This is a genomic window from Undibacterium parvum, assembly GCF_003955735.1.
In the GTDB taxonomy this organism is placed as follows: domain Bacteria; phylum Pseudomonadota; class Gammaproteobacteria; order Burkholderiales; family Burkholderiaceae_D; genus Undibacterium; species Undibacterium parvum.
Genome location: NZ_CP034464.1, coordinates 1,282,091 through 1,293,691, shown reverse-complemented (window position 1 = coordinate 1,293,691; position 11,601 = coordinate 1,282,091). Strand labels below are relative to the sequence as shown.

At 49.5% G+C, this 11,601-nt stretch carries 10 protein-coding genes; 3 read left to right on the top strand and 7 right to left on the bottom strand.

The features are described from left to right. The first annotated feature begins 160 nt into the window (after window positions 1-160). The gene (locus EJN92_RS05445; RefSeq protein ID WP_126126879.1) at window positions 161-946 is read left to right on the top strand and encodes an AraC family transcriptional regulator; all 786 of its coding nucleotides are present in this window, start codon (window positions 161-163) and stop codon (window positions 944-946) included. A gap of 7 nt (window positions 947-953) precedes the next feature. On the opposite strand, the gene EJN92_RS05440 is transcribed toward EJN92_RS05445, so the two are convergent. The 3 genes from EJN92_RS05440 to EJN92_RS05430 form a co-directional block, all read right to left on the bottom strand. Then, on the bottom strand, window positions 954-2,705 hold the full coding sequence (locus EJN92_RS05440; protein ID WP_170174874.1) for a GspE/PulE family protein: 1,752 nt from the start codon (window positions 2,703-2,705) through the stop codon (window positions 954-956). Between the two features lie 213 nt (window positions 2,706-2,918). Beyond that, a complete protein-coding gene (locus EJN92_RS05435; protein WP_227869718.1) occupies window positions 2,919-3,344 on the bottom strand; it encodes a type 2 periplasmic-binding domain-containing protein in 426 nt (141 codons plus the stop codon). Window positions 3,345-3,361: 17 nt separating this feature from the next. Continuing rightward, the gene (locus EJN92_RS05430; RefSeq protein WP_126126877.1) at window positions 3,362-4,522 is read right to left on the bottom strand and encodes a hypothetical protein; all 1,161 of its coding nucleotides are present in this window, start codon (window positions 4,520-4,522) and stop codon (window positions 3,362-3,364) included. A gap of 310 nt (window positions 4,523-4,832) precedes the next feature. Here EJN92_RS05430 and EJN92_RS05425 point away from each other — a divergent pair, with 310 nt between their 5' ends. After that, window positions 4,833-5,987: a PilT/PilU family type 4a pilus ATPase gene (locus tag EJN92_RS05425; RefSeq protein WP_227869717.1), complete on the top strand. Its 1,155-nt coding sequence runs from the start codon at window positions 4,833-4,835 to the stop codon at window positions 5,985-5,987. 13 nt (window positions 5,988-6,000) lie between these two features. On the opposite strand, the gene EJN92_RS05420 is transcribed toward EJN92_RS05425, so the two are convergent. The 4 genes from EJN92_RS05420 to EJN92_RS05405 are packed head-to-tail and all read right to left on the bottom strand — an operon-like array spanning window position 6,001 to window position 9,624. Further along, on the bottom strand, window positions 6,001-7,278 hold the full coding sequence (locus EJN92_RS05420) for an NAD(P)/FAD-dependent oxidoreductase (protein WP_126126875.1): 1,278 nt from the start codon (window positions 7,276-7,278) through the stop codon (window positions 6,001-6,003). Next, window positions 7,275-7,538 (bottom strand): (2Fe-2S)-binding protein, encoded by a 264-nt coding sequence (locus EJN92_RS05415; protein WP_407701550.1) that lies wholly within the window; start codon window positions 7,536-7,538, stop codon window positions 7,275-7,277. Before EJN92_RS05415 ends, EJN92_RS05420 begins: the two co-directional genes overlap by 4 nt. An 8-nt stretch (window positions 7,539-7,546) precedes the next feature. Next, window positions 7,547-8,677, bottom strand: a complete 1,131-nt coding sequence (locus tag EJN92_RS05410; protein WP_126126873.1) for an NAD(P)/FAD-dependent oxidoreductase — start codon at window positions 8,675-8,677, stop codon at window positions 7,547-7,549. Then, on the bottom strand, window positions 8,674-9,624 hold the full coding sequence (locus tag EJN92_RS05405) for a 4-hydroxyproline epimerase (RefSeq protein WP_126126872.1): 951 nt from the start codon (window positions 9,622-9,624) through the stop codon (window positions 8,674-8,676). The genes EJN92_RS05410 and EJN92_RS05405 overlap by 4 nt, the downstream gene beginning before the upstream one ends. A gap of 299 nt (window positions 9,625-9,923) precedes the next feature. On the opposite strand from EJN92_RS05405, the gene EJN92_RS05400 reads away from it, so the two are divergent. Next, window positions 9,924-11,303, top strand: a complete 1,380-nt coding sequence (locus EJN92_RS05400; protein ID WP_227869716.1) for a sensor histidine kinase — start codon at window positions 9,924-9,926, stop codon at window positions 11,301-11,303. Window positions 11,304-11,601: the final 298 nt, after the last annotated feature.

Genomic DNA, 11,601 nt, shown 5'->3' with positions numbered 1-11,601 from the left:
ATTAATACTAATTAAATATATTTGCAATATATGGATATGCTTGTTCTTAATATTTTTAGTTACTTGGAGAAAACTGCTAGAGCGAGGTACAATGATTCTTGTCCTTTGATTAACCACTTATCGGATAGTTATTCTATCTTAGCGCTCTTTTTATTAGCACATGCACACCATCTCCGACGATCTACAAGCCTTTGCTTCAACCCGCGAACAACTCGCCAGCCAAATCTCGGATGTGTTTTTTACCGAAGCCCTGTTTGATGTTATGCAAGATGTGGTCTTTTTCGTCAAAGATAATGCTGGGCGCTATGTCGTCGTGAATCAAACCTTGGTCGAACGCTGCGGCCAAAAGAATAAAGCTGCCTTGCTCGGGCGTACTGCCAGTGAAATGTTCCCCGAAAGCTTAGCCGTCAACTACAGTGAGCAAGATAATTTCGTACTTACTGGCGCGGGAGAATTACGCGATCAGCTTGAGTTACATCTGTATCCAGATCGTGACCCTGGTTGGTGCCTGACACATAAAATGCCGGTGTTCGATGCGCACAGAAAAATCATAGGTCTGACCGGCATTTCGCGTGATTTGGCGATGCCAGATCAGCGCCACCCTGTGTATCATAAAATAGCTGCGGCCCTACGTCATCTGCACACCAATTATGCGGAGGCTATCCATATGGCAGATCTGGCGCACATTACCAATTTATCGGTGGCGCAAATTGAACGTTATTTTCAAAAAATATTTTCACTGACGCCACGTCAAATGATTATTAAGATACGGCTCGATGCCGCTGCCGGCATGTTGGCGGATCCAGATAAGAGTATTACTGATATTGCTGCAGCTTGCGGTTATCAAGATCACAGCGCGTTTTCGCGCGTATTTAAATCCACGGTCGGGGTTACCCCTAGTGAATACCGTCTGATGCTACAAAACCAGGCGGCTCACAAATCATAAGCGTTGATTACATACAGGCGCGATAGACTTCGGCAATCGAGACCTGCTTACTGCGTGCCTGTTCAACCCCGTTGACCGGCAGGCTGATCATGCCATTCTTGAGTGCCAGCTTACGATAGTCTTCGCTAGCGACACCGCTCTTGATTTCCGCGCGTAACTCATCATCCATGATGAGTAATTCATAGATTGCCAAGCGTCCTTTAAATCCAGTGTGTCGGCAACTCTTGCAGCCGCTGCCACGATAAAATTTCTCGGTCTCGTCTATGCCTAAATTTTTACGCATCAGAGGAGCTATCTGTTCTTCCTGTAAACAATCTGGACAATTACGCCGCACTAGCCTCTGTGCCAGTACACCGATCACGGCGGAGCGTATCAGGTAGGGCGCGATCCCTATCTCCATCAGCCGCACTAGGGCACTTGCGGCATCGTTGGTGTGCAGAGTGCTAAACACCAGATGCCCAGTAAGGGCACTCTCCACTGCGATTTTGCAGGTCTCTACATCGCGCATTTCCCCTATCATGATGACGTCGGGATCATGTCTGAGGATGTGCCTTAAAGCTTGTGGGAAACCAAAATTAATAGCTGGGTTAATCTGGATTTGCCGGGTGTTTGCCAATTCGTATTCGATAGGGTCTTCTACCGTGATGACATTGAGTTTATCTTTACCCACTTCTTGCAAGGCCGCATACAGGGTCGTGGATTTTCCTGAGCCGGTAGGGCCAGTGACCAAAATAATCCCGTAACTGCGATGAATTAAATCTAAAAAGCGCTCTTTGTCACTAGTCTTAAATCCTATGTCATCGATGTTGCGCAAGCCCTGGCTCTTATTCAAAATGCGTATGACTATGCTTTCGCCGTACTGAACAGGAATGATAGAAATTCGTAAATCGACAGACTGGCCTTTATCGTTGATCCGTATTCTGCCATCCTGCGCCAGGCGATGCTCGGCAATATTCAGGTTGGAGAGTATTTTGATGCGGCTGACGAAAGCCGGCAGTAAGCTGCTCTTGAACTGACGTATCGATAAAAGGCTGCCATCGACGCGATACAGTAATTCAAAAGTCTTACTACTTGGACGGATATGGATATCCGAGGCACGCTGATTGATTGCATCTAGAATAATCGAGTTGACCAGTTGAACCAAGGGCGCTTCTTTTGCCAATTGTTCGGCATCACGCCAGATTTTTTGTTCGTCGACTAATTCAGGTGTAGGAATATCTAACTCTTGTACCGTTTGAGATTCCTGGTAATTTTGCCGTATCGCCTGATCTATTTCTGTGGCGCTAGTGAGCACAAACTGTATTGCATGCTCTACTGTAAAACGCAATAATTCTAAAGCTTCGGGGCTAGGCAGGCTAGCGCTCGCCAGTATCAAGATATCCTCGCTGAGCATGAGCGGCACCACATGCAACTTCAGGGCGACTTGTACTGGCAATAAGCCGATCAGCTTGGTATCAAAATCAAATTCTTCCAATGCAACTCTAGGTAAATCTAAAGTCTCAAGTATTGATTGATCCAGGGCCTCTTTACTGATCGCTCCTAGTTCTAGCAGTATTTCTCCCAGCCGTCTTTTTGGCGAGATCTTCTGGAGCCCCAAGGCAATGCGCAGGTTTTCGCCGGTGACTAATTGCTCGTCCAGTAGAAATTGGCCAAGTTTTTGATGATGCGCATTCTGCGTGGTTAATAATTGCCGCAATTCACTGGAATTTTTAGCCAAATGCAAGTGGCTCCAGCCTTTGTTTTTTTCAGGCGTGTTCATGCTTGGAATGTTGGCGTGATGAATGTAAATGCGATGTCTTGACTTTGACATGAAAAATCAAATCGTCATTTGCTTAACATCAATATGTCTTTGTATTTAGCAATGAGTCGATTTTAGTAAAGTCGATTACCTACTTGGTGTGGGGTTGACACCCGACAATATAAGAAAAGTGCCAGAAAAAAATCAGATTTTCTGGCAGCTGCAAGTGTTAGCTTAATCGATGGTAAATAATATTTTCACTGTGCCATCGACTGCACTTTTTTCTATGTAGCCAATGGCATCCGGATTGGCTGCAACCATTTTTTTTACTTCCGCGCTGTTGGCAACCTCTTTTGGTGGAGATCCTTTACCTGAAAATACCAAACGAGACCATACTGCTTTTACCTGTGCCGCTGTTTTATCCGTTACCTTGGTATAAAACATTTGGCGTGCCTCAACAGTTTCAACTTGATCAATTAACACTGGAATACCTGCGCCAGGTAATTGCGATGATTTACCAAGAAACAGTGCCGCTGTTTGCTCGCGTGTGAGCACTTTCGCCGGACTGTTAATGCCTGCGACAACGACCATTTGCGCATTGCAGGTATGGGCCACCAGCATGCTGCCTAGTAGTAAAAAAAATTGGAAAATATTTTTCATTTTGATTTACCCCCTCATTAAAATACACGGTCATAACTGATACGAAATAAGGTCGAATTGCCGCCAAAATTATTGGTGACGTCCGTATTTCTATCAATTTGCGCCTTGATCGCACTACTTGACCCAAGGTCATAGCGTAAGGTCAGCGAGCTACGCTTAAATGACTGTGGTGAATATTGTGCAAGATCACTGGATTTTTCTGTGTATTCGGCATAGTTGATAAACGGTGTCCACTGGCCGATCCGCCACCCTGCTCCTATGGTAAATGCTGGTGCGGTTACCGTATATTGATTGGCCTTAAACTCACGTTTCAATTGGGTCACTTCGGACAGCACGAACCAATTTTCGAAATCAAGGTTGATCGCAATACCTACCGCATTTAATGCCGCAGAGCTGTCGAGACCAATCTCTGTGTTTTGATTTCTTACGTCCGCCTGCATATAAATCAGGCGGCTTGTCAGCGGCCCATTGCTGGCTTCAAAGTCGGCACCCATTAAGTTTTTCCAGGAAACCTCGGTTTTTCCAGGGGAGTAAAGCTTTTGATATAGAGAATCTTTTACTTTCTCAGAGCCCATGAAAATGCTGCTACTCACATTCGTATCCCCGACATTGCCGTTGTAACGCAGGCTGGCACCGTTGTAATTAGTCGCTTCCCATCCGTATAACTCAGGTGGTGGGCTGATCCAAGGGTAAGAGACACCGATGTCTTGAAAGTCAGAATAATAGTAAAGCGGAATGCGCTTTCGCCCGACTTGAATTTCCCAGTTCGGATTGAGCTTGTATCCACCATAAGCCCATTGAACGTTAGGCGTACCATCGGTGCCGCGACTGGCAAGCTGCCCAACGAAGGTGGTATTGGTGTTCATTTTGTAGGTGACCTGGATGCCTACGCGCGATTCAGGTGTTAGGGAGGCACTATCCGTATAGACCCCTGCGTTACTCCAATCAGCCGTGTAACAGGGACAATTATTTCCATTTATTTGAGCCGGACCAAGATAATTGCCACTCGTATTTCCATTAAGAATTTTTCCTCCGACTATGGAAAGAAAGCCGGAAATTTTCAGGTCTGAATTCGATTTTTCCTCTTGCGCTGTAGCGGGTGTGATTAGACCGAGGAAAAGACTGGCTGCGGCTAGGCCTAGGAGTTTTTTGGGGACTGTAACACTGACATCCATCATGATTGCTTTCCTTTTTGCGAGGTATACAATGAAAATGATACGACCCTATAAAAACTACGCTACTTTTTTCATCGGGGCAATGTTTATTACCAGCGAGTGAGGTAATTTTTTAGTGCATTGCCTATTGCTGCTATGAGTGAGCTGAGTATTTTTTCTGGGATGATCTGTTGTTTTCGTAGCGCTTGCAATTAATTTCATTGATCTGCGACAAACAAAAAAACAAGGTCTCAATTACTCTTGATGTATCGGTATTTTTATTCACTATGAATTACTTGCGAAGTAGATTTTTTGAATTCTAAATACGCAAGTCATGAAAGCCAGAATCTGCTACCAAGGAATTGCCATGACCGACATGAATACCTATCTAAAGCTGATGGTAGAACGTTCTGCCTCAGACCTGTTTCTCACCACCGGTGCGCCACCTAGTATTAAAGTCGATGGCGAGATTTTCGCCTTGAATGTGCCTAAACTGGTGGTTGGCGAAGTCAAAGAAATCGCTGAACGGATTATGACTGCCGAGCAGCGTAAGCAATTTGCCAGCACCATGGAATGCAATTTTTCATGGTCTTGCAAGGATCTGGGGCGTTATCGTATTAATGTCTACCATCAACGCGGCGAAGTGGCGATGGTGATGCGCATGATTAATTCACAAATAGCGGATTTTGAGGCGCTGGGCTTACCCGCAAAGGTAGCTGAATTAGCCATGCTTAAGCGTGGGCTGGTGCTGGTGGTGGGGGCGGCTGGGGCTGGTAAGAGTACCACTTTGGCTGCCATGATCAAGTATAGATCCACGCATGCCGAAGGGCATATCTTAACCATAGAAGATCCTATCGAATTTCTGTTTCCGCATGCGCGCTCGATGGTGGATCAGCGCGAAGTCGGTATCGATACCCTGACTTTTGGCGAAGCTTTGCGCAATGCACTAAGAGAGGCACCGGATGTCATCATGCTAGGTGAAATTCGCGATAGAGAAACTGCACAGCATTCAATTACCTATGCAGAAACAGGTCATTTATGTATTTCTACCATGCATGCCAACAATGCGAATCAAGCCATAGATAGACTCATTAACTTTTTCCCGGAAGAGGCGCATAAACAAATTTTGCTCGATTTATCGATGAATCTGAAAGGCGTAGTTTCTCAGCGACTGGTGCCGGCAATCAAGCAAAAGCGGGTATTGGCACTAGAAGTGTTGCTGCAAACTTCTTTCATCTCGGAGTTGATGCAACGTGGACGCCTGAGCGAAATTAAAGACGCGATGAGCAAGGGCAATGAGGAGGGCATCGTTACCTTTGATCAATCTCTGTTTGCACTCTATCTGGCTGGAAAAATTTCAGCGGAAACCGCGATACAAAATGCCGATTCTAGTACCGATCTTTCTTTGAGAATACGCTTGTCGGAGCGACATTCAACGAGTGATGCCCCGGCCTTTACTATCGATGCAATGGACAATCAAAAATTTTGAGCCGTCATGCTGCTTAATGTGCGTCTTCTTGTCGTTCACATAGGCTGGTAATCCGCGCATTGGAAAATGGCAGGCGGCCAGCGTCTTTGTCCCAATTAAACAAGGTCTGCGTGGCGGCACCGCAAATGCGTCCTTGACATGCACCCATGCCGCAACGCGTATGCAGCTTGGCGCTGCGCCAGTTGTCATGTGCAAGCAATTGGGCGTATGAAACATCCTCACAACGACATACCAGCGTGTCTGCTGCGCATAGCTGGTGCAGTTCCGGGCGCAAAGAAAAATACCGCGCTAGCTTCTGGCTAAACTTCAAACCAGTTTGTCTTTGTTTAAAATATTGGCGCGCTTTATTTTGATTGCCGGTGGCGGAAAAACCAGCGATAGCTCCTTCAGCCAGCGCCAGATCGACACCGCCTATACCGGTACTTTCACCTGCGGCATACACATTCTCTATGCTAGTGCCTTGCCATTGATCGACCTTTACTTTGGGGTGGCTGGCTGTGAGAGCTAGTGCGCACGTGAGGCTGGCAGCCAACTCGCTATTGGGCAGCAAGCCATAGCCGCAAGCCAGATAATCGCAGGCAATGTTCTGCTGGCGGCCTTGGATGTTGACGCTTACGGTACTGAGTTGTTGATTGACATCGCTATGGGCCGCGCTCACATAACTATTGCTGGAATAGCTAGCCGAGCTTAACTTTTTAGCTAATTGCAAGGCTTGGAATAGCTTGTCTGGCGTCGCCAGTAGTGAGAGCGCGAAACGCCCTAGTTGTGGCAGGCTGGCCTGCTCCAGAATATGGGTGACCAGAGCGCCGCGTTCTATCAGGCTCGCCGCTACGGCTAATAACAAGGGGCCGCTACCAGCCACTACGATGCGTTTGCCCGCGACCGGGTAGCCATTCTTTGCCAGCGCTTGCAAGCCACCTGCGCCAGTTACGCCGGGCAAGGTCCAGCCAGGGAAAGGCAGCAGTAGCTCGCGCGCACCGGTGGCGAGTATCAGCTTCTGGCATTCAAACAGCCGGGCTTTTTGATGGTCTTCGGTCAGGATCTCGTGCGCCGATTTTGCATGTACTACCCGCGTTTGGAAATGGAAGTGAACCTTTTTATTCTCGCTTAAATTTTGCCATAATGCGCGCGCTCTTTGATCTTGATTTGAATCTGCGCCGCCACGCCAAATCTGCCCACCGGATCGAAAATTATCATCGATCACGTCGACTCTGGCACCGCTTTGTGCCGCGCTCTGTGCGGCCGCCAATCCGGCCGGTCCAGCACCGATGATGAGAATATCGGTTTTCATGTCGAGAGCCCACTTACGACAGCCGGCTTGGCTAGCTGTATCTGCATGTTTTCCTGGCACAGAGTCTGGCAAGCTAGTTGTTGCGCACGGCCATTGATACTGACCCGGCATTCCTGGCAGATGCCCATGCCGCAAACCGGCGCGCGCGGCTGTCCGCTCACGGAAATTCTGCTAAAAGAATGTCCTGCCAGCGCGATCGCCGCAGCGACACTGATGCCGTTTGCTACCTGCAGAGGCTGGCCATCGATGCTGATGGAAATAGTGTCGCTCATGTCGTTGGCTGAATGCTTAAGTCAAAACGTGAAGGTAAATAAGGCACAGTATCGATCTGGCTGCTGAGACCGCAGATCTGATTTGTGAGTAGTTCAGCCGTTGCCAGCGCGGTGGTAATTCCCAGCCCCTCATGACCAGTCGCCAGCCACACATGGGGATGCTCTGGATGTTGGCCTATCAGCGGCAGTCCATCAGGGCTGGCGGCCCTAAATCCGGTCCAGCTGCGCAGCGCTTTGAGCTCGTTTAAGCCCGGTACAAATTGCAGTGCATTGTCTAGCATCCTGGCTAGCATAGCGCTTTCCACCGCCTTGTCCCTGACATCAAACTGGCGCGACGAACCGATCATGATTTGCCCGGTAGGGCGCGCTTGTAGGTTGAAGGCAACCGAGTCGCCGTCCGACGCATGCGCACTTTTGATGTAGCCCAGCTCCACTAGTTGATGGTGGATAAAGTCTGGGTAGCGATCAGTAATTAACAGATGCCCTTTTTTGTAGCGCAAGGGGAGTTCGGGTAAAAGCGTGGCCGCTGCAATCCCGTTGGCGATCACAACTTCGGATGCCAGATACGCGCTGCCATCGGCCAGGCGCACGCCGCCCGGGACTAAGGCACTGACTTCACCTTGTACTAATTTTGCGCCATACCCCAGCGCCAGATCGAGCAACAACTGGGCGCTTTTTGGTGGGTACACCAAGGCATCGCCAGCCACCTTTAAGCCTCCCGCCAAGCCAGACCGTAAGCCTGGTTCGGCTTTTGCGAGGGCCTGTGCATCGAGCATCTGACAGGCTATCCCGTGCGCCCGCAAGTTCTCTTGTTTGAGTTTTGCCGCCACCATTTCCTCTTCATCGGTGGCGACCCAGATCGTGCCGCAGGCATGGTATTCGTGGCCAGCTGCATGTTTGGCGACTAGTTTGCGCCATAGCGCTAAGGAGTAACTAGTCAGCGCCAGTTCGGCCGGATTATCGTCCATCACCACCAGATGCCCCATGCCGGCGGCGGTAGCACCGCCACCGATGATGCCCGCTTCTATGAGGGTGACATGCATGCCTTGCCTGGATAAGGCCGCAGCGCAGGCGCAACCTATGATGCCGCCACCGACTACGATCACGCTGTTGGCGGAAGGACTCAATTTCTGATGCCCCAGACGAAGGGATCGCGCTGGTCCAGCAATAAAGTCGCTTCGGCGTTCACAAACGCCTGACCCTTGATACTAGGCAGAATTTTTTGCCTTGGCGTGCTTTCCAATATTTGATAGCTGGCTTCAAACACGCTGCCGATAATGCTTTCCTGACGCCAGATTTGGCGTTCTGCCAGTTTGCCATCGGCCGCCAGACATGCCAGTTTGGCGCTAGTGCCGGTGCCGCAAGGTGAGCGATCGTAGGCATTACCCGGGCAGAGCACGAAGTTTTGGCTATCGTTGGCCGGATTGGTGGGCGCGCCAAATAATTCGATGTGATCGATTTCGGCACCGTCCTGGCCAGTAATCTGCGCTTCTGCCAACGCGGTTTTGACGCGCTGGCCAAAATCACTGAGTGCGTTGACGTTGGCCAGACTCAGGTTCTGGCCATGCTCGGCGATCAGAAAAAACCAATTGCCGCCCCAGGCTACATCACCGCGCACTTCGCCATGCCCAGCCACGCTGATCTTTACATCTTTCCGATGCCGGTAGGCTGGCACATTATGCACCGTCACACTGCCGTCGGCGTGCAGTTCGGTCGCTACCACTCCGACCGGAGTTTCTATCTTGTGATGTCCCAGGCCGATTTTATTTTGATAGGCCAAAGTGGCAATAAAACCTATCATGCCGTGCCCGCACATGCCGAGGTAGCCAACGTTATTGAAAAAGATCACGCCTGCGCTACAAGCAGGATCGTGCGGCACGCAGGCCAGCGCACCGACGATCACGTCGGAGCCGCGTGGCTCGCACACGGTGGCACTGCGCAGATGATCGAACTTTTCTTTAAACAGCGTCAGGCGCTGCGCCAACGGGCCGGAACCAAGCTCAGGGCCGCCTGCTACGATCAGGCGGGTAGGTTCGCCGCCGGTATGGGAGTCGATGATGGATATTTTTTTCATACGGCTAGCTTATAAAAAACCTCAGCCCGTGTCTTGATGTTTCGCTGTCAAATGATGCAGAAATCAGCACATTGCTCAGCTAGCAAACTACTAAGGGTCTGAAGTCGGCTGATCTGACCTCATTCGTCACTCAGAGCGTGCTTGCAAATTTTATATTTACTCTTATACTGGGAAATAATAAAAATGCAATTTACGTATTTATAAAATTTCCCAAGACGGCTATTCATTTTCGTCTGTATTTCGCCTGTATTTCGCTTGTGTTTTGCTTACAACCCCTTGGTTTCGGAAAGAATTCTTAAATGAACAATTCGCTAGCCTACATGCAAACCTCTACCCTGGCAGCGCCATCGGCACTATTTGATGAGAGCGAAAGACGAAAGTTGGCGGAAGCTTCTTTGCGTTCGATTACGCTATCGACCTCGCGTGCGCATGGCGATGAATTTTTTCGGGTACTGGTCAAGGATTTAGCCGCTGCGCTCGACGTGTTTTATGTGATTGCGGGTGAAATTGTCAGCGTCGATGGCGATGAGGCGAATCGTACTCTGGCAGTATGGGCGGGTCAGGACTATATGGATAATCTGACCTACTCCTTGAAAAACACGCCGTGCAGTGAGGTGAACGACCAAAGCATGTGTTTTCATCCTTGTGATATTCAAGCTGCCTATCCCCTGGACACTTTACTGGTCGATATGCAGGCGCAAAGCTATGTTGGCATGCCTATGGTCGGCACCGATGGCACCACACTAGGAATTCTCGTTGCGCTTGATACCAAGCCTATCGATGAAAACAAACGTCTGTTGGCACTGTCCTTGTTATCGATATTTTCTGCCCGCTGCGCTGCTGAATTGCAACATCGGCGGCGTGAACTAGAACTAGAAGAACTGGTGGAGAAGCGCACTAAAGCCTTGGCCAATGCCCGCGATCTATTGCTGCAGCGTGAAAAATTGGCGGCTCTCGGTTCGCTGGTGGCAGGGATTGCGCACGCCATCAATACCCCAGTCGGAAACGCACTGACTACGGTCACCGCTTTGCGTGATTATGCGATCGAGTTGGCACCGCAAATACAGGCAGAAAATATCGATAGAAAACGTCTGCTAGCGGCCAGTAGTCAGTTAGTCAGTGGCGCAGAATTGATAGAGCGTAGCCTGCATAGAGCCAGCGAACTGATTAGTAATTTCCGTATGTTGGCCATTACTCAGGATACGGATGAACTCAGCGACTTGAATTTGTATGACTACTTGACCGGCATCTGTATTGCCCATCAACCAGAAATGAAGAAACGCCAGGTGCAAGTCATTACGGCGCTGGCGAATAATCTTTTGGTGCGTTTGCCAGCGGGAATGCTCTCGCAAATTATTTCGAATTTACTCATGAATTCCTTACTCCATGGTTTTGTGGATAGGAGTAGCGGCACCATCAGCATCGTCGCCCATCTGGAAGGGGAGGCCAACAAAGATTTGTATGTGAGCTTCAGCGACGACGGTGTGGGCGCAACGCCAGAAGTGCTGCGGCGCATGTTCGAGCCGTTTTTTACCACCCGTTTTGGGCAGGGCGGCTCTGGCTTGGGTATGCATGTGGTGTACACGCTGATGCAAAGATTGGGCGGCACGATAGAAGTACTTAGCCCGGCTAGCGGTGGCTTGCAGGTCAATTTACACTTCCCTGCTTGCGTGGTGTAAGTGCCTCAAATGGCTAGCTTTGAATGAGGAAATCCTGCTCTTGAAAATTGCGGGCCCATATTCCATGCGGGCTACAGGCCAGATAGGCTGGAAACCCGCATGGAATATGCGCCTCCGGCCTATAGCTGGCAAATCTGCCTTGCCTGGTAACTGTTCAGCCAGCAATTACCCCCCCCTCGCCCGCTGGCGGGAGAGGGCCGGGGTGAGGGTGATTGAGTAAGGCTTGCCTTCAAATAGCTGATACGCTTAAGACTACAAAAATCGAATATTGCGCTTAACTTGGACCACCCTCATCCCA

Coding starts and splice junctions, on each gene's coding strand:
- EJN92_RS05445 (WP_126126879.1), top strand. CDS start 161: ATGCACACCATCTCCGACGATCTACAAGCCTTTGCTTCAACCCGCGAA.
- EJN92_RS05440 (WP_170174874.1), bottom strand. CDS start 2,705: ATGAACACGCCTGAAAAAAACAAAGGCTGGAGCCACTTGCATTTGGCT.
- EJN92_RS05435 (WP_227869718.1), bottom strand. CDS start 3,344: ATGAAAAATATTTTCCAATTTTTTTTACTACTAGGCAGCATGCTGGTG.
- EJN92_RS05430 (WP_126126877.1), bottom strand. CDS start 4,522: ATGATGGATGTCAGTGTTACAGTCCCCAAAAAACTCCTAGGCCTAGCC.
- EJN92_RS05425 (WP_227869717.1), top strand. CDS start 4,833: ATGAAAGCCAGAATCTGCTACCAAGGAATTGCCATGACCGACATGAAT.
- EJN92_RS05420 (WP_126126875.1), bottom strand. CDS start 7,278: ATGAAAACCGATATTCTCATCATCGGTGCTGGACCGGCCGGATTGGCG.
- EJN92_RS05405 (WP_126126872.1), bottom strand. CDS start 9,624: ATGAAAAAAATATCCATCATCGACTCCCATACCGGCGGCGAACCTACC.
- EJN92_RS05400 (WP_227869716.1), top strand. CDS start 9,924: ATGAACAATTCGCTAGCCTACATGCAAACCTCTACCCTGGCAGCGCCA.